Origin of the sequence: Pantoea sp. 18069, assembly GCF_902706035.1 — a bacterium.
In the GTDB taxonomy this organism is placed as follows: Bacteria; Pseudomonadota; Gammaproteobacteria; order Burkholderiales; family Burkholderiaceae_C; genus Comamonas.
Window position 1 is genome coordinate 1 of record NZ_CACSJA010000036.1, and the last position, 16,251, is coordinate 16,251.

A 16,251-nucleotide genomic window follows, 5' to 3' on the forward strand; every position below is an offset into this window, starting at 1 on the left:
GGGGATGGGGGGCGGCGAAGTCGGCAGGATGTCGACCGGCGGCGGTGGATTGAGCGTGGCGCAGCCGCTGAGCACGCAGACCGCGAGGCCTGCCGTGCTGAAGCCGAGGCGGGAAAGGAGGGCGGGGCGGGTGGTCATGGCGAGGATTCCTGGGGGGTGTTGAAGTGCAGCGCCAATGGCAAACGCTTTGCTGCACGGGGCGCACTTCGACAAGCTCAGTGCAGAACGGACTCTGCGCCGCGTGAAAAGTGCTTACAGCTGCGCCAGCTTGGCCAGCATCTGGTCCGACGTCTGGATGGCCTTGGAATTCATTTCGTAGGCGCGCTGAGTCTGGATCATGGTCACGAGTTCCTGCACCACGTTGACGTTCGACGCCTCGAGGTAGCCCTGCTGGACCGTGCCCAGGCCGTTGGTGCCGGGCGTGCCCTGCTGGGGCTGGCCCGAGGCCGCGGTCTCTATGTACAGGTTCTGGCCGCGCGGCTCGAGGCCGGCCGGGTTGATGAAGGAGGACATCGACAGGTTGCCGACGGCCTGGCCTTCGGCATTGCCGGGCATCACGGCGCTCACAACGCCATCGGCGCTGATGCTGACGCTGGTCGCGCCCGCGGGAATGGTGATGCCGCCCGCCACGGGCAGGCCGCTCGCGGTGACCAGCTGGCCCTGGGCATTGACCTGGAACGAGCCGTCGCGCGTATAGGCCGTGGTGCCGTCGGGCTGGGTGACTTCGAAGAAGCCATTGCCGTTGATGGCCACGTCGAGCGAGTTGTTCGATTGCTGCAGGCTGCCCTGCAGGAAGTTGCGGCTGGTTGCCGCGGCGCGCACGCCCAGGCCCAGGTGCAGGCCCGTGGGCAGCTGGTTCTCCTCGGTGGTCTGGGCACCGACCTGGCGCAGGTTCTGGTAGATCAGGTCTTCGAACACCGCATTGGCGCGCTTGTAGCCTGTCGTCGAGACGTTCGCCAGGTTATGAGAAATCACATCCAGCTGGGTCTGCTGGGCTTCCATGCCGGTCTTGGAGATGAAAAGCGAGTTGATCATGGCTAAATCCTGGTTATCCGTTCATGCTCAGCAGCTGGGCAGCGGTCTTGTCGTTGGTCTCCGCTGTCTGCATCAGGCGCATCTGGGTCTCGAACTGGCGCGAGGCGGCGATCATGCCGACCATGCTCTCGACGGCGTTCACGTTCGAGCCTTCGATCGCGCCCGACAGCAGGCGCGCGTTGGCGTCGTTTGGCAGCGGGTCGCCGTTGGCGGCGCGAAACAGTCCGTCATCGCTGCGCTGCAGCGGGTTGTCGGCATCGGGCGTGGCCAGCTTGATGCGGCCCGCGATCAGCGGCGGCTGGTCGGCGAGCTTGGCCGTCACGGTGCCGTCGGCCGCGAGCGAGATCTCGGCGCCCTGCGGGACTTCGAGCGGTGCGCCGCCGTCCGAGAGCACGGGCAGGCCGCTGCTGGTCAGCAGCGCGCCTTCGGCCGAGACTTCAAATGCGCCGCTGCGCGTATAGGCTTCGAGTCCGTCGAGCGCCTGCACGCCGAACCAGGCATTGCCCATGGCCATCGCGTCGAGCGAGCGGCCGGTGCGCTGGGCCGGGCCGGCCGTTTCCAGGTGGCCCGAAGTGGCTTCGAGTGCGAACACGCGTGTCGACGAGCCGCTGCCCTGCAGGGGCACGGAGCGGAAGGTCGACATTTCGGCGCGAAAGCCGTTGGTGCCGGAGTTCGCCAGGTTGTTGGACAACACCGCCTGCCGGTGGGCCGCGGCGTTGGCGCCGGTCATGGCGGTGTAGATGATGCGGTCCATGGCGGAACTCCTTTAGCGGGTCAAGTCAGCGCAGATTCACCAGGGTCGAGAACACCTGGTCTTGCGTCTTGATGGTCTGGGCGTTGGCCTGGTAGGCGCGCTGCGCGCCCATCATGTTCACCAGCTCGGCCGTGAGGTCGACGTTGGAGCTTTCGAGCGCGCCCGAGATCATCGAGCCGAAGCTGCCGCTCTTGGCGGTGCCGTACAGCGGTGTGCCCGACTCGGCCGTGGCCACCCAGTTGTTGCCACCGATGGACGACAGGCCCTGGGTGTTGCTGAACTTGGCAAGCGCGAGCTGGCTTTCGGCGCGCGTCACTCCGTTGGAGTAGTTCGCCATGATGGTGCCGTCGGTGCTGATCTGGATGCCGTTGAGTTCGCCCGCGGCATAGCCGTCGTGGGTCAGCTTGGAGACGGCGAAATCGCTGCTCGACTGGGTCACGCCGCTCAGATTCAGCGTGATGTTCAGATCGGCCACGGGGTTCGGGCCGTTGACGTTGGGGTTGGGCAGGTCGGCCGCGGCGACGGTCATCGCGATCGGGCTGCCCGAGACCAGCTTGCCGCTGCCGTCGAAGATCAACTGGCCCACGGGGGCCGCGGCGGGGTCCAGCGAAGTGAAGACGTTCCAGGTGTTGCCGTCGGTCTTCTCGAAGTACATCGTGACCGGTGCGGCGATGCCCTGGCTGTCATAGACTTCGAGCGAAGTGCCATAGGTTGCGCGTGGCGTGGCGGGAATGGGCGGCGTGGCCGTGGGGTCGCCGGCCGCGTTCTCGGCGCGCGCATTGAGGTTCAGTGCGGCCGTGATCTGCGTGGTTTCCTTGGCGGGAATCGGCTGGCCGGTGGGGAACTTGAGCGCTTCGAGCGTCGTGCTGCTGGTCAGCCCGGTGAGCGGGTCGATCGGATAGCCCATGACGCTGGCGCCATCGGTCGTGACCAGATTGCCGGCCTTGTCGAGCTGGAAATTGCCCGAACGGGTATAGGCCTGGGTGCCGTCGGCCAGCTTCACATGGAAGAAGCCGTCGCCGTTGACGGCCAGGTCCAGGCTGTTGCCGGTGCTGTTGATCGCGCCCTGGGTGAACTGCTGCGAGACCGCGGCCACGCTCACCCCTATGCCCGAGGTCGAGCCGCTGGACGAGCCGATGGCGCTGGCCACCATTTCGGCGAAGTCGGTGCGCGAGGACTTGAAGCCCGTGGTGCTGGAATTGGCGATGTTGTGGCCGATGACGTCCAGGTTCTTGCTGGCGGCGTTGAGGCCCGAAAGGCCGTGTTGGAATCCCATGGTGTTCTTCTCCTGCAGTGCGGTGGTTCGTGTGGCTGGTGGGGGCTCAGAAGACGGCCTTGACCTTGTTGTAGGCCAGGCTCTCGCCGTTTTCGAGTTCCAGCGTCAGCGCGCCGTCGGTGGTGCTGGTGGCGACCACCATGTTGGGCGACAGCGGCGTGTTCGCGACCTTGGCCGCGCCATTGGCGGCTGCGACCTGGAAGCGCAGGCTGCCGACATCGCCCGTGTAGTTGCTGCTGTCCCAGGCGAAGTAATGCCGGCCGGCTTCGAGCGTGCCCAGGTCCACGGTGTCGATGACCGTGCCCGCGGCGGTGGTGATGTTGACCTGCACGCTGGCGGCCGAGCCGCTGAGATCGAACGCCGCCGTGCTGATCTTCTCGACCGGCGTGCCCAGGGTATTGCCTTCGGCCAGCACGGTGCGGCCTATCATCGACGTGCCCTGCAGCACCTGCATGGCCGTGAACTGCGAGGACATGGTCTCCATCGTCGCGTTGAGCGTGTTGATGCCGACCACCGTGTTGATCTGCGCCATCTGCGACGTCATCTCGGCGTTGTCCATCGGATTCATCGGATCCTGGTTGTTCAACTGGGCGACGAGCAGCTTGAGGAAACGGTCCTGCGCGGCCGCGGGATCGGTCGAGGAGGCCGAAGTGGCGGCGGTATTGTTGGTTGTGCCGGTGGTGGGCACGACGGGGTTGGTGATCATGGCTTATTGCCCCATTTGCAAAGTCTTGAGAAGCAGCGACTTGGCGGTGTTCATGACTTCGACGTTGTTCTGGTAGGAGCGCGACGCCGAGATCATGTTGACCATTTCCTCGACGGCGTTCACGTTGGAGTGGGTCACATAGCCCTGCTCGTCGGCCAGCGGGTGGTTGGGGTCGAGCACCTTGCGGCCCGGGGCCTGGTTCTCGTTGATGGCGCTGACGCGCACGCCCGACGCCGCTTCGGTACCCAGCGGCGTGGTCTGGAACACCACCTGGCGCGCCTTGTAGGCCTGGCCGTCGGGGCCGGCCACGGCATCGACGTTGGCCAGGTTGCTGGCCACCACATTGAGGCGTTGCGACTGGGCGCTGACGGCGCTGCCGGAGACGCTGAAGATTGAGAACATGGACATAGGTGCTGCCTTTGTTGGGTCGGTGCGCGTGCTTACTGGCCCTGGATGGCGCTGAGCATGCCCTTGGCCTGGCCGTTGATGAAGCGCAGCGTGGCTTCGTAGCGCACGGAGTTGTCGACGAAATTCGCGCGTTCGCGGTCGAGGTCGACGGTGTTGTTGTCGAGGCTGGGCTGGGACTGCACCGAGTAGCCCAGGGCCACGGTGCTGTGGCTGGTCTGCGCCGCGGGCAGCGGCATGTGGCCCCGGTGGCTGACGCTGGCGCCCGCCAGCGGGCTTGCGCCTTCGGTCGCGGAGCGCAGCGCCTGCGAGAAGTTGAGGTCGCGCGCCACATAGCCCGGGGTGTCCGCATTGGCGATGTTGCTGGCGATCAAGCGCTGGCGTTCGGCGCGCAGCACGAGTGCGGTGCTATGGAAATCCAGGCGGCTGGTCATTTTGTCGAGCATGTGGGCCTCGCGCTTGTGGCTTCTGGGAAAAAAGTGGCCCCGCCGCGGCGGAGTCAGGAAGGCGCAATGCAGGACGCACCGCGACAGGCCTTGATTATGGAAATCGCCCCGTTTTTCTAAAGCGTGAAGAACGCATGGATTGCTGCGCAGTTTCGTGCTTTGCAGTCATGGCAAACGCACTAAAGTCTGCACCAGGCCATGCTGGCGGCGACGCCCTGGGCGTTGTGCCGGGCGCTGCCCGGCCCGCAGTACCATGAATTGAGGAGTTCCACTTGAAACGCAGTCCCTGGCCTTTGGCCGCACCCGTTCCCGCCGCAACGCGCTTGCGTGGCCTGGCAGGCGCCGTGCTGGCCGGCCTGGGCCTGTGGCTAGGCGGCGCGCAGGCCCAGACCCATGCCGAACTCGAGGCGCTGTCGCAGCAGTGGGCGAATGCCGCGCTGGGCAGCGACGCCGGTGCGGGGCTGCCGCTGCGCCTGCAGGTGCAGATAGGCAAGCTCGACGCGCGCCTGCAGCTCGCGGCCTGCGCCAAGGTCGAACCCTATCTGCCCGCAGGCTCGCGCCTGTGGGGCCGCACCCGGCTCGGCTTGCGCTGCCTGCAGGGGCCGCGCGCCTGGAATGTGTTCGTGCCGGTCACGGTGCAGGCTTTCGGCCCGGCCTGGGTGCTCAACAACAATGTCCGCCAGGGCGATGCCTTGACGGCCGGCGATGCGTCGGTCGCCGAAGTCGACTGGGCAGAGGTGGATTCACCCGTGGTCGCGAACCAGCCCGACTGGCTGGGCCTCGAGGCCGCGCGCCACCTGCAGGCCGGCCAGGCGCTGCGCCAGAACATGCTGCGCCCGCCCCAGCTGTTTGCGCTGGGCGCGCAGGTCAAGGTGTCGGTTTCGGGGGGTGGCTTTGCCATCATCTCCTCGGGGCGCGCCATGGCTGCGGGCGCCGAGGGTGCAAATGTGCGCGTGCGCATGGATAATGGCCGCCTGGTTTCGGGCGTGGTCAACGCGCAAGGCGTGGTGGAAGTGAACTAGCCAGTATCCACTCCAATAAATGGCTAAAGTTTTTTTCGCCAGTGTCGAAACCAGTGTTACTGAGCCTCAGGCGAATGGGGCCGTGGAGAAATAAATGAAGATTGGACAAAAACCGGAGCTGCCCGCTGCTGCCTTGCAGGCTGCGGCCACCGCTTCCAAGCAAGCCGCCAAGACTTCCGGTCCGGCCGCCGAAGAAGCGGCCAAAAGCACCCAGGTGGCGACTTCGTCCGCTGGCGTGCCTGTATCTTTCTCGAATTCGGCCAAGGCGCTGGACCCCACGGGCCGCACCACGACCGAGTTCGATGCCGACCGTGTCAAGGCCATGCGCGATGCGATCGCCAATGGCACGTTCAGCGTGAGCGCCGAAGCGATTGCCGACAAGCTGCTCGCCAATACCGGCGAGATCCTGGCCCATTCGATGGCGGCGCGCTCGGCCTGAGGCCGGCCCGCGCTTGTCCACTCCTTGCCATGCAACTGTCCGATTCCCTGGTCCAGGCCGAAGTCGCCCTGCAAGCGCTGTCCGAGGCGCTCGTCGGCACCGACGCGAATGCGCTCGAGGCGCGCAGCATGGACCTGCGCGACGCCTTCATGTCGCTGGCCGTGCTGAGCCAGCAGCACGGCCGCAGCGGCCAGACGCTCGATGCCGGCCTGCAGCAGCGCATAGCCGCCGTGGGCCGCCAGCTCGGCCCCCTGCGCGAACAGCTCGCGCGCGCCAGCGCGATGACCGGCAGCAAGGTCTCGACGCTGCTGCCGGCGCAGTCCACTTCCCCGACCTATGACGCGCTGTCCGGCCGCACGCCGCGCACCAGCCCGGCACGCATCTACCGCAGCGCAAGCTGAATCCCGCCAGCCTTCTCTTTCCCATTCGCCCATGAAAAACGCAGCTTCGAGAGCTGCGTTTTTGTTGGTGCTGGCGCCCGTCGAAGGGCGTTTCAGTGCGCGAACGCTCAATGCGCGCGCATCTTGGTGCGCAGCCGCGCAATCGCCTGGCTATGCAGCTGGCACACGCGCGACTCGGTCACCCCCAGCACGGCCGCGATTTCCTTGAGGTTCATGTCGTGCTCGTAGTACATGCCCATGATGTACTGCTCGCGTTCGGGCAGGGCCTTGATGGCTTCGACGAGGGCGCCGCGCAGGCGCTGGTCGCGCAGCAGGGCCATGGGGTCGGCGCCGTCGTCGGCGACATGGCGGTCGAGAAAGCCATCGCTGTCCTCGCCCGGGGCGATGTCTTCGAGGTAGACCAGCTGCGTGCCGCGCACCTTGCCCAGCAGCGACTGGTATTCGTCCAGCGGCATGCCCAGTTCGGCGGCGATCTCCGACTCGAGCGGGCTGCGCCCGAGCTTTTGCTCGAGCCGGCGCAGCGCCTGCTCTATGTCTTTCTGGCTCTTGCGCGAGCTGCGCGACATCCAGTCGCCTTCGCGCAGCTCGTCGAGCATGGCGCCGCGTATGCGTTGCGAGGCAAAGGTCTCGAACTGCACGCCCTGCGACACTTCGAAGCGGGTCAGCGCATCGGCCAGGCCTATCATGCCGACCTGGATCAGATCGTCGAGCGCCACGTTGGGCGGCAGCTTGGCGATCATGTGGTGCGCGATGCGCCGAACCAGGGGTACATGCTGACGGATCAGTGCATTCCGTTCGAGCTGGCCGTTCGCGGTGTACATGGCGTTCATAGGCTCCACGCGGGTTGGGAAAAGACAGGCGCCGGTGCGAAGCGGGCCGGCGGGGTCGCCGCAAGCCCGGGAGTCAGAGTCACCGCATGCGCGAGCAGCAGCAGCGCGAGGCGGCGCATGTCCTGCGCCGAGCCCGGGTCGGTGCGGGTGCACAGCGGCTGCATGCGCAGGTGGCGCTGCGCGCAGCGTGCCAGCGAGGCCATCAGCGTGTCGGCATGGCGGCGCGCGAAAGGCTCATGCGCTTCGGTGGCGGCGGCGACGATGCACGACAGTCCCGCATGCAGCGCCAGATGCTTGATCTGGCGGTAGCTGCGCACCATGCCCCGGGGCTGCATGTCCAGCGGCAGCAGCGGGCGCATCGCATGGCCTTGCAGCAGCGGGGTGAGCTGCTCGACCGGCGCGTGCACGATCACCACCGCATAGCCGCGTGCATAGGCCAGCAGCGGCTCGAGGCCGCCGAGCTGGCGCAGCCCGAGGGCGGCGGGAAGGGTCGCGACCGAGGCCTGCGTGGGGCGTGGCCCCATGCCCGTGGCCTGCCATGCGGGCTCGGCCAGCAGGTCACGCAGGCCCGGTGTCGCCGCGGATTCCGTCTGGCTCGCGTCGAGCACCAGCACCGGGTAGCCGAGCTGCTGCAACTGCGCGCTCAGCGGCCAGAGCAGTCCCCCGCCCGGCGCCGTTGCCGAATAGGCGATGGCGCAGACCTGGAGTTCCTGCCAGGCGGCACCGGCCTGCAGGCCACAGCCCTGGTTCCCGTTGTCAAGCATGGCCAGGCTCCATTTCGCAGGCCTGGCTCGACTGCGTGAAGAAGAAGTCCAGTTCGATGGCCTTGGGGTCGAACGCCGAGCGGGTCGTCGTGCGCATGGAGGCGGCGACCAGCTGGTTGGCATCGGCGGTTTCCCAGTCTTCGGGAACGCGCTGGCCATTGGTCACGCCGCACAGCTGCATCTGGTGGCGGATCAGCGTGTCGATCGAGGGGCCGAGCTTCACGGCCTCGTCGACCTTCGACAGGATCACCTGCTGGCAGCCTTCGGCCTTGAAGGCGTTGAGCACTTCGTCGTTGGAGTCACCCTGGCTGCTCGCATTGAGCACCAGCATGCGCTGCACGCCGGGCAGATCGAGCACTTCGAGGATGTCGTCCTTGCGCGGGTCGCGCGGCGCGACGCCGGTGGTGTCGATCAGCACCATTTTCTTGTTCGCCAGCAGGCCCAGCAGATCCTGCAGCGCTGCGCGGTCGTGTGCCTGGTGGGCGACGATGCCCAGCATGCGGCCATAGGCGCGCAGCTGTTCATGGGCGCCGACGCGGTAGGTGTCCAGCGTGATCAGGCCGACTTCGCGCGCGCCGTGGATGCGTGCGGCCATCGCCGCGAGCTTGGCCGTGGTCGTGGTCTTGCCCACGCCGGTCGCGCCGACGAGCGCGAACACGCCGCCCTGGTCATAGATCGGTGCGGAGCGGACATTGGTGCGCAGATTGCGTTCGAGCACATCCATCAGCCAGCGCACGGCCTGGGCCGGCGAGCAGTTGCCGGGCAGGTGTTCGAGCAGCATGCGCGACAGGGCCGGGGAGTAACCGGCGCGTATCAGCTTGAGCATCAGGTTCGACTGCAGCGGGCTCTGGCGCGCCTGGCCCAGCCAGGCGAGCGTGTTGAAGCGGTCCTCGATCAGCGCCTTCATCGACTGCAGCTCGTCCATCATGACCTGCGGCGCCGCAGCGGCCTGGGGGCGGGCTGCGGGCTGGCTGGCCGACGGGCGCGGCGGCTGGCTGGCCTTGGCGCCGCGCAGCGGGTTGTGGCGCGCCACGGCTGCGGGCGCGGGCACGGGCTCGCGGCGCAGTTCGTCGAGCTGGCGTGCGCGCTGGGCGAACGTCGGCAGCTGCTCGTCTTCGAACGTGGATTCGGCCGCGGGTGCGGCGTCGCCGTGCAGATTCTCGTGGCGGCGGCGCAGCATGCGCTCGCGCACATAGTCCTGGAACGACAGCGTGCTCATGGCCAGCTGAGCGGCGTCGTCTTCGACGGTCTGGCGCAGTGGTGACGTGGGGCTGCTTTCGGCGGCGGCGGCCGGCGCAGCGGCGCGCGGCTTGCCGGGCAGCGCCCGGGTCTCGTCGGCGGCGCGCTTCTCGATCGCGGCCTGCAGCGGCGAGCTGGTCGCGACGCCGGCGTCGAGCTGCTCGAGCATGTCCTCGGCTGTGGCCGTCACTTCCACACCTTCGGGCGTCGCGCGGTTCGACAGGATCAGCGTGCCATCGCCGAAGGCCATGCGCGCCTTGGCCAGGGCCTCGCGCGAGGTGGGGGCGGTAAAGCGGCGGATGTTCATGCGGATGCACCTTTAAGAATGGGGCCAATGCGGATGGTGTGCGTCTCGGGAATCTCGCTGTGCGAGAGCACCTGCAGACGGGGAGCCACGCGCTTCAACAGACGGGCAATGGCGTTGCGGATCGAGTCCGGTACCAGCAGGCATGCGGGCATTCCCAGCTCTTCTTGTTTCTGGGCCACGTCGGCAGCCCTTTGTGTGAGGATTTCGGCCACGCCCGGGTCCAGCGACGGCGCCGAAGGGTTGCCCAGCGCCTGCACCAGCAGACGCTCGAGTCCGGGCTCGATGGCGATCACGTTGAGTTCGCGCGTCGGGCCGTAGATCTGCTGGACGATGGCCGGCGACAGTGCAATGCGCACGCGGCGGGCCAGCTCCACGGGGTCCTGGGTCAGGGGCGCATGCTCGGCCAGCGTTTCGATGATGGTGCGGATATCGCGGATATGCACCGCGTCCTCGAGCAGCAGCTGGAGCACTTTCTGGAACGTTGAGATCGACACCATTTTCGGAACCACTTCTTCAATCAGCTTGGGAGCCAGGCGCGCCACATGTTCGACGAGCTGCTGGGTCTCCGTGCGGCTCAGGAGCTTGGCCGCATGTACTTGCATCAAGTGTGACAAATGTGTCGCCATCACGGTTTCGGAATCAACGACGGTAAAACCCGCCATTTGTGCCGCTTCCTTCTGGCGTTCGTCGATCCAGTGCGCGGGCAGGCCGAAGGCCGGGTCCGTGGTCGGGGTGCCGATCAGCGGGGTGCTGATGCCGCCCGGGTTGATCGCCAGGAACATGCCGGGGAAGGCTTCGCCCTCGGCGATGCTCACGCCGCGCAGCGTCACGCGGTAAGCGCTGGGCTTGAGTTCGAGGTTGTCGCGCACATGCACGGCCGGCGGCAGAAAGCCCACCTCCTGCGCGAACTTGCGGCGCACGCCCTTGATGCGGGTCAGCAGGTCGCCCTGGCGCTTCTTGTCGACCAGCGCGATCAGCCGGTAGCCGAGCTCCAGGCCCAGCAGGTCCACGGGCTGCAGGTCGTCCCAGCTGGCTTCGCCGGTGTCGCCCGTTGGGGCCTGTTGCGATGCCGCCGGGGCCGCGGCCTTGGCGGCCTTCGCGGCCTGCTGCCTGCGCGACAGCATCCAGGCACCATAGATCAGCGCGCTGCCCATGGCCAGGAACACGATGTGGGGCATGCCGGGAATCAGGCCCAGCAGCACGAGCACGCCGCCGGTCACGCCGAGCACGCGCGGCGACATGAACAGCTGGTCGACGATCTGCCGGCCCATGTCTTCGCCCTTGCCCACGCGCGAGACCACCATGGCCGCGGCCACCGAGATCAGCAGGCCGGGAATCTGTGCGACCAGCGCGTCACCGACGGCCAGCAGGACGTAGTTGTCGGCGGCCTGGCCGGCCGTCAGGCCGTGCTGGGCCATGCCGATGATGAAGCCGCCGACGATGTTCAGCAGCAGGATCAGGATGCCGGCGATCGCATCGCCGCGCACGAACTTCGAGGCGCCGTCCATCGAGCCGAAGAAGTTGGCTTCCTCGCCGACTTCGGCGCGCCGGCGCTTGGCCTCGTCTTCATTGATCAGGCCGGCGTTCAGGTCGGCGTCGACGGCCATCTGCTTGCCTGGCATCGCGTCCAGCGTGAAGCGCGCCGAGACTTCGGCGATGCGCTCGGCGCCCTTGGTGATCACCACGAAGTTGATCACCACCAGGATCGCGAACACGATCAGGCCGACCGCGAAATTGCCGCCGATCAGGAAGTGGCCGAAGGCCTCGATCACCGCGCCGGCCGCGCCCGGGCCGGTATGGCCTTCGAGCAGCACCACGCGCGTCGAGGCCACGTTGAGCGACAGGCGCATCAGCGTTGTGAGCAGCAGCACCGTGGGGAAGGCCGCGAAGTCCAGCGGCCGCACCATGTAGGCCGCGACCATCATCACCATCAGCGCGACGGCGATGTTCAGCGTGAAGAACGTGTCGAGCAGCCAGGGCGGGACCGGCAGCACCATCAGCCCCAGGATCGCCACCACCAGCAACGGGGCCGAGATGCCCTGCGCGGCCGCGCCGTATTTGCTGCCCAGCAGCTGCAGGGATTTCATCGAAGTATTCATTGTGGCGCTGCCTTAGAGGGCCGCCCGCTGGTGCGGCGCGAGGGGGGCCGCCCGCTGGTGCGGGTCGAGTTCAGGGGGGACCGGGATTTCGTCGAGTGCCGGCGGCATCAGGCCTTCGCCGCGCATCGCGGCCTTGAGGCGGTAGACATAGGCCAGCACCTGGGCAACCGCGGTGTACAGCGGTGCGGGAATGGCCCGGTCGAGTTCGGCGTGCGCGTAGAGCGCGCGCGCCAGCATGGGAGACTGCAGCACCGGCACATCGTGCGCGTTGGCCACTTCGCGGATCTTCTGCGCCAGCAGGTCCGTGCCCTTGGCGATGACCTGGGGCGCGTCCATGCTGGCCTCGTCGTAGCGCAGCGCCACGGCGTAGTGGGTCGGGTTCATGACCACGAAATCGGCCTTGGGCACGGCGCCGATGCTGGCGCGGTTGGCGATCTCGCGCTGCTTCTGGCGCAGCTTGCCCTTGATTTCGGGGTTGCCGTCCGATTCCTTGTGCTCCTGCTTGACTTCCTGGTGCGACATCTTCAGGCGCGACTTGAACAGGAAGGCCTGCAGCGGCACGTCGATCAGCGCGACCAGGAACACCACCAGCAGCAGCACGGCGACACCGCCGGCCAGCCACTCGCCGACCATGGCCAGCGCCATGGGCGAAGGCTGGCTGATCACGCGCGCGATTTCCTCGAGGCCGCCCGACAGGTACTTCCAGCCCACGACCGCCAGCACAATCGTCATGAAGACCATCTTCACGACGGTCACCATCTGCTGCTTGGAAAAGAGATTGGAGATGCCCGACAGCGGATTGAGCCGGCTGAACTTGGGCGTGACCGGCTTGAAGCTGAAGATCCAGCCACCGGCCAGAATGCCGCTGATGACGGCGGCCGAGATGGTCGTGATTGCAAACAGCACGCAGGCGATCAGGCCGACCGAGCCCATCTGCAGCAGGCGATCGACCATCAGTGCCGGCGTCTGCACGATCTGGGCATTGAACGAGAACTGGTGGCTGAAAGCGAGCTTGAGGTGGTTGATCAGCGGCTGCACGCCGATCAGCATCGCGACCGCGCCCATGCCCAGGATCGCCAGGTGCGACAGGTCGCGCGAGCGCGCGCCTTGCCCGTCCTTGCGCGTTTTCTGCAACTTGCGCTCGGTGGCTGGGAGATTTTTGTCTTGGCTGGAGTCCATGGCGGGTATGACGGAAGGTCACCGCCATTGTCGCCACGGCCTGTTTTCGCTAAAGCCCGAAAAGCAGCCGCGAAAGCCTGCTGATGAAGTGAATCACCCCCTGAGCCGCCCCGGCTTCCCCCTCTCAACCTTCGGTGGAGGGGGGCGCCCGGCCAGGGACGGCAGCCTCGCTGCGGGGCGGCCCTTGCTCGCTGCCCCCGGCCTGGAGCACGCCAGTTGCTTAGATCGTGAACACGTTCTTAGGCCGTGGACGATGCGCGCGCTGAATTACAGCGCCTAGGTGTGTACCGTTCGTCCTGAGCCTGTCGAAGGATGAACGTCCTGTCCGAGGATGAGAAACGCAGCTCAAAACCCCAGGCTCGCCAGCAGATCGTCGACCTGCGACTGCGAGGTCACCACATCGGCCGTGCGGCTCGGGTCGACCACCGGGCCGGCCAGCGATTCCGTGGTGACCACCGCGGCAGCGCCGGCCACCGCCGCGGGGGCGACGGCAGCAGCGGCGCCGGCCGGCACGCCGCCCGGTGGCGCCGTCTGGATCAGCATCTGCACCAGCTGGTCTTCGAGATTCGATGCCAGGGTCACCACGCGGCTGATCACCTGGCCCGTGAGATCGTGAAAGTCCTGGGCCATCATGATTTCGGTCAGATGCTCGTCGGCCTTCTGCGTGACCTCTTCCATGTCGGTGAGGAAGTTCATGATGTCGCCCTTGGCGACGGCCGCGACCGGGTCCTTGATCAGCGCGGCGACCATGCGCCGCGTTTCCTCGGCGATATAGGCCTGCTGGGTCTTGGCCTGTTCGACGCGATTGAGCACCTTCTCGGCGGCCTCGCCCGTGAGCCGGGCGATATACGACAGCCGGCTCTGGGCATCGGGCAACTCGTCCATGGACCCGCGCAGCCGGTCGGCAAAGCCCAGCTCGTTGAGCGAATCATGCAGCTGACGCGTCAGTACACCAATCTTGTAGTGCAGTTCGCCGGGGTCGGCGGGCGTGTTGCTGTCCATGCTGTTACAGCCCCAGCTTCTTCAGGATCAGGCCGACCTTTTCTTCGAGCGTGGCCTTGGTGAAGGGCTTGACGATGTAGCCTGCGGCGCCGTTTTGCGCCGCTGCCACGATGTCTTCCTTGCGGGCTTCGGCGGTCACCATCAGCACGGGCAGATGCTTGAGCTTCTCGTCCTGCTTGATTTCGGTGAGCAGCTGGAAGCCGTTCATGTTGGGCATGTTGATGTCGGTGACGACGAAATCGAACTTGCTGTTGCGCAGCTTGTGCAGCGCAACCACGCCGTCTTCCGCTTCATCGGCTTCGGGGTAACCGCTTTCCTTGAGTAGATTGCGCACAATGCGGCGCATGGTGGAGAAGTCGTCAACGATCAAAAAACGCAAGGCATTAGCCACGTGAGACCCTTTCGGTCGTAATGTGCTCTGGAAAGAAAGACATATTCGGCAGCAAGCGTGACAAGTGGTTGCTATCGCGTGCCAGCGGGGGGATTGTCGTGCTTTTCTGCAGCGGGCAAAGGCATGTGCTCTTTGCCCAGCAGCCGCTCTTCGGCTTCGCGGGTCAGCACGGTAATGGTAATGCGCCGATTTTGCGGCGCACGCGGGTTCTGTGGTTCGAGCAGATCGCTATCGGCCATGCCGACGACGCGCGCGAGCTTGTCGGCGGGCATGCCCGCGGCAATCAGTTCGCGGCGCGAGGCATTGGCGCGGTCGCCCGAGAGCTCCCAGTTGCTGTAGCCCCGGTCGCCATTGCCATAAGGCGCGGCGTCGGTGTGGCCGGAAAGGCTGATGCGGTTCTCGGTTTCGCCCAAGGCGGCGCCCACGGCACGCAGGATGTCCTGCATATAGGGCTTGACGATGGCGCTGCCGCTGTCGAACATGGGGCGGTTCTGCTCGTCCACGATCTGGATCTGCAGGCCGTCGGGAGTCACCAGCACGCGGATCTGCGAGCGGTACTCGTTGAGCTTCGGGTTGCCCGAAATCATGCTGTCGACCTTGGACTGCAGCGACTTGATGCGCACCGCATCCTGGCGTGCGCGTTCGGCCCGGGCGGCGTCGAGGCTTTGCTTGCGGTCGGCCGTTTCGCTCGATTCGGAGCGCTGCACCTGGCCGTGGACCTTGGACAGGTCATTGCCGCCGCCGGGAATGATGCTCGAGCTGTTGCCCGAGCCGTCGCCGCCCTGCATCGCCACCTTGAGCGGTGCATTGAAATAGTTGGCAATGCCCTGCAGATCACCCTTGGAGGTCGAGCCCAGCAGCCACATCAGCAGGAAAAACGCCATCATCGCCGTCATGAAGTCGGCGTAGGCGATCTTCCAGGCACCGCCATGCGGGGCATGGGCGGACTTCTTGATGCGCTTGACGATGATGGGTTGGAGTTTCTTGTCGGCCATGGTGTGGTCTGCCGGTGGAGTGCGGGCTTGGAGTGTCGGTCAGTCTACTTCTTGCCCTTGACGTGGTTTTCGAGTTCCAGGAAACCTGGACGTTCGGTCGAGAACAACACCTTGCGGCCGAATTCGATGGCCGTCGCCGGGTTGTAGCCCTGCATGCTGGCCAGCAGCGTGGTCTTGATGCACTCGAACTCCTTGGCGGCGTCGAGCGTGCGCTGCTCGATCAGGCCGGCAACCGGCTCGACCACCGCATAGGCCAGCAAGATCCCGAGGAAGGTGCCGACCAGCGCCGAGCCTATCATCGCACCGAGCACGGCGGGCGGCTGGCCCACCGAGCCCATGGTGTTCACCACGCCCAGCACGGCCGCGACAATCCCGAACGCGGGCAGCGCGCCGGCCATCTTGCCCAGGGCCGCGACGGGTGCATGCGACTCCTGGTGGTGGGTCTCGATTTCGCTTTCCATCAGCGATTCGATCTCGTGGGCGTTCAGGTTGCCCGAGACCATCATGCGCAGATAGTCGGTGAGGAATTCCATCACGTGGTGGTCGCGCAGCACATTCGGGTACTTGGCGAAGATGGGCGACTCTTCCGGTGCTTCCACATCGGACTCGACGGCCATCAGGCCTTCCTTGCGCGCTTTCTGCAGGATTTCGTAGAGCAGCGCCATCAGTTCGAGAAAGCGCTCCTTGTTGTATTTGGAGCCTTTGAAGATGGCCGGCAGCGCGCGCATCGTGGACTTGATCACCTTGGGTTGGTTCGAGACGATGAACGCCCCGACCGCCGCACCCCCGATGGTGAGCATTTCAAAGGGCAAGGCCTTTGCGACCACGCCGATGTTGCCACCGTGCAGGACGTAGGTGCCGAAGACACAGGCGAAGGCGATGATGAAACCAAGAATGACGAGCATGGGGGGATTGTGTCAAAGGGTGGGAGTGCTCAACATCCGAAAAAAGCCCGGAAAGC

General features: G+C 66.1%; 18 protein-coding genes. 3 read left to right on the forward strand and 15 right to left on the reverse strand.

The genetic code is table 11. The features are described 5' to 3' along the window. Positions 1–252: 252 nt before the first annotated feature. The 6 genes from flgG to flgB are packed head-to-tail and all read right to left on the reverse strand — an operon-like array spanning position 253 to position 4,622. Positions 253–1,035 (reverse strand): flagellar basal-body rod protein FlgG, encoded by a 783-nt coding sequence (flgG, locus tag GVL12_RS21190; protein WP_159917546.1) that lies wholly within the window; start codon positions 1,033–1,035, stop codon positions 253–255. A 13-nt stretch (positions 1,036–1,048) separates the two neighbouring features. Beyond that, positions 1,049–1,789, reverse strand: coding sequence for a flagellar basal body rod protein FlgF (locus GVL12_RS21195; protein WP_159917547.1), 741 nt, complete (start codon positions 1,787–1,789; stop codon positions 1,049–1,051). A gap of 25 nt (positions 1,790–1,814) precedes the next feature. Then, positions 1,815–3,065, reverse strand: a complete 1,251-nt coding sequence (gene flgE / locus GVL12_RS21200; protein WP_159917548.1) for a flagellar hook protein FlgE — start codon at positions 3,063–3,065, stop codon at positions 1,815–1,817. 46 nt (positions 3,066–3,111) lie between these two features. After that, positions 3,112–3,771: a flagellar hook assembly protein FlgD gene (locus GVL12_RS21205; RefSeq protein ID WP_159917549.1), complete on the reverse strand. Its 660-nt coding sequence runs from the start codon at positions 3,769–3,771 to the stop codon at positions 3,112–3,114. A gap of 3 nt (positions 3,772–3,774) precedes the next feature. Continuing rightward, positions 3,775–4,179 carry a flagellar basal body rod protein FlgC gene (gene flgC / locus GVL12_RS21210; RefSeq protein ID WP_159917550.1) on the reverse strand — a complete coding sequence of 135 codons (405 nt, stop codon included), beginning with the start codon at positions 4,177–4,179 and terminating at the stop codon, positions 3,775–3,777. 32 nt (positions 4,180–4,211) lie between these two features. Continuing rightward, positions 4,212–4,622, reverse strand: coding sequence for a flagellar basal body rod protein FlgB (gene flgB, locus GVL12_RS21215; RefSeq protein WP_159917551.1), 411 nt, complete (start codon positions 4,620–4,622; stop codon positions 4,212–4,214). Between the two features lie 272 nt (positions 4,623–4,894). Here flgB and flgA point away from each other — a divergent pair, with 272 nt between their 5' ends. From flgA to GVL12_RS21230, 3 genes are all read left to right on the forward strand, one after another. Next, a complete protein-coding gene (gene flgA / locus GVL12_RS21220) occupies positions 4,895–5,644 on the forward strand; it encodes a flagellar basal body P-ring formation chaperone FlgA (RefSeq protein ID WP_200843975.1) in 750 nt (249 codons plus the stop codon). Between the two features lie 94 nt (positions 5,645–5,738). Continuing rightward, entirely contained in the window at positions 5,739–6,083 is a 345-nt protein-coding gene (gene flgM, locus GVL12_RS21225) for a flagellar biosynthesis anti-sigma factor FlgM (RefSeq protein WP_159917552.1), read from the forward strand. A 29-nt stretch (positions 6,084–6,112) separates the two neighbouring features. Continuing rightward, positions 6,113–6,484: a hypothetical protein gene (locus GVL12_RS21230; protein ID WP_159917553.1), complete on the forward strand. Its 372-nt coding sequence runs from the start codon at positions 6,113–6,115 to the stop codon at positions 6,482–6,484. Positions 6,485–6,591: 107 nt separating this feature from the next. On the opposite strand, the gene GVL12_RS21235 is transcribed toward GVL12_RS21230, so the two are convergent. The 9 genes from GVL12_RS21235 to motA form a co-directional block, all read right to left on the reverse strand. After that, positions 6,592–7,305: an RNA polymerase sigma factor FliA gene (locus GVL12_RS21235; protein ID WP_159917554.1), complete on the reverse strand. Its 714-nt coding sequence runs from the start codon at positions 7,303–7,305 to the stop codon at positions 6,592–6,594. Between the two features lie 5 nt (positions 7,306–7,310). Further along, a complete protein-coding gene (locus tag GVL12_RS21240; RefSeq protein ID WP_159917555.1) occupies positions 7,311–8,078 on the reverse strand; it encodes a hypothetical protein in 768 nt (255 codons plus the stop codon). Then, complete coding sequence (gene flhF, locus GVL12_RS21245; RefSeq protein ID WP_159917556.1) at positions 8,071–9,624, reverse strand: flagellar biosynthesis protein FlhF; 1,554 nt, start codon at positions 9,622–9,624, stop codon at positions 8,071–8,073. Before flhF ends, GVL12_RS21240 begins: the two co-directional genes overlap by 8 nt. After that, the gene (gene flhA, locus GVL12_RS21250) at positions 9,621–11,723 is read right to left on the reverse strand and encodes a flagellar biosynthesis protein FlhA (protein WP_159917557.1); all 2,103 of its coding nucleotides are present in this window, start codon (positions 11,721–11,723) and stop codon (positions 9,621–9,623) included. Before flhA ends, flhF begins: the two co-directional genes overlap by 4 nt. A gap of 12 nt (positions 11,724–11,735) precedes the next feature. Then, entirely contained in the window at positions 11,736–12,902 is a 1,167-nt protein-coding gene (locus GVL12_RS21255) for a flagellar biosynthesis protein FlhB (protein ID WP_159917558.1), read from the reverse strand. A 345-nt stretch (positions 12,903–13,247) separates the two neighbouring features. Beyond that, positions 13,248–13,904, reverse strand: coding sequence for a protein phosphatase CheZ (locus tag GVL12_RS21260; RefSeq protein WP_159917559.1), 657 nt, complete (start codon positions 13,902–13,904; stop codon positions 13,248–13,250). A 4-nt stretch (positions 13,905–13,908) separates the two neighbouring features. Continuing rightward, positions 13,909–14,295: a chemotaxis response regulator CheY gene (gene cheY, locus GVL12_RS21265; protein ID WP_159917560.1), complete on the reverse strand. Its 387-nt coding sequence runs from the start codon at positions 14,293–14,295 to the stop codon at positions 13,909–13,911. Between the two features lie 71 nt (positions 14,296–14,366). Beyond that, the gene (gene motB, locus GVL12_RS21270) at positions 14,367–15,290 is read right to left on the reverse strand and encodes a flagellar motor protein MotB (RefSeq protein WP_159917561.1); all 924 of its coding nucleotides are present in this window, start codon (positions 15,288–15,290) and stop codon (positions 14,367–14,369) included. Between the two features lie 44 nt (positions 15,291–15,334). Next, positions 15,335–16,195 (reverse strand): flagellar motor stator protein MotA, encoded by an 861-nt coding sequence (gene motA / locus GVL12_RS21275; protein ID WP_159917562.1) that lies wholly within the window; start codon positions 16,193–16,195, stop codon positions 15,335–15,337. Positions 16,196–16,251 lie beyond the last annotated feature (56 nt).

Excerpts from the sequence above, each read along its gene's own strand:
- flgG (WP_159917546.1), bottom strand. The coding sequence starts at position 1,035 with ATGATCAACTCGCTTTTCATCTCCAAGACCGGCATGGAAGCCCAGCAG.
- GVL12_RS21195 (WP_159917547.1), bottom strand. The coding sequence starts at position 1,789 with ATGGACCGCATCATCTACACCGCCATGACCGGCGCCAACGCCGCGGCC.
- flgE (WP_159917548.1), bottom strand. The coding sequence starts at position 3,065 with ATGGGATTCCAACACGGCCTTTCGGGCCTCAACGCCGCCAGCAAGAAC.
- GVL12_RS21205 (WP_159917549.1), bottom strand. The coding sequence starts at position 3,771 with ATGATCACCAACCCCGTCGTGCCCACCACCGGCACAACCAACAATACC.
- flgC (WP_159917550.1), bottom strand. The coding sequence starts at position 4,179 with ATGTCCATGTTCTCAATCTTCAGCGTCTCCGGCAGCGCCGTCAGCGCC.
- flgB (WP_159917551.1), bottom strand. The coding sequence starts at position 4,622 with ATGCTCGACAAAATGACCAGCCGCCTGGATTTCCATAGCACCGCACTC.
- flgM (WP_159917552.1), top strand. The coding sequence starts at position 5,739 with ATGAAGATTGGACAAAAACCGGAGCTGCCCGCTGCTGCCTTGCAGGCT.
- GVL12_RS21230 (WP_159917553.1), top strand. The coding sequence starts at position 6,113 with ATGCAACTGTCCGATTCCCTGGTCCAGGCCGAAGTCGCCCTGCAAGCG.
- GVL12_RS21235 (WP_159917554.1), bottom strand. The coding sequence starts at position 7,305 with ATGTACACCGCGAACGGCCAGCTCGAACGGAATGCACTGATCCGTCAG.
- GVL12_RS21240 (WP_159917555.1), bottom strand. The coding sequence starts at position 8,078 with ATGCTTGACAACGGGAACCAGGGCTGTGGCCTGCAGGCCGGTGCCGCC.
- flhF (WP_159917556.1), bottom strand. The coding sequence starts at position 9,624 with ATGAACATCCGCCGCTTTACCGCCCCCACCTCGCGCGAGGCCCTGGCC.
- flhA (WP_159917557.1), bottom strand. The coding sequence starts at position 11,723 with ATGAATACTTCGATGAAATCCCTGCAGCTGCTGGGCAGCAAATACGGC.
- GVL12_RS21255 (WP_159917558.1), bottom strand. The coding sequence starts at position 12,902 with ATGGACTCCAGCCAAGACAAAAATCTCCCAGCCACCGAGCGCAAGTTG.
- GVL12_RS21260 (WP_159917559.1), bottom strand. The coding sequence starts at position 13,904 with ATGGACAGCAACACGCCCGCCGACCCCGGCGAACTGCACTACAAGATT.
- motB (WP_159917561.1), bottom strand. The coding sequence starts at position 15,290 with ATGGCCGACAAGAAACTCCAACCCATCATCGTCAAGCGCATCAAGAAG.
- motA (WP_159917562.1), bottom strand. The coding sequence starts at position 16,195 with ATGCTCGTCATTCTTGGTTTCATCATCGCCTTCGCCTGTGTCTTCGGC.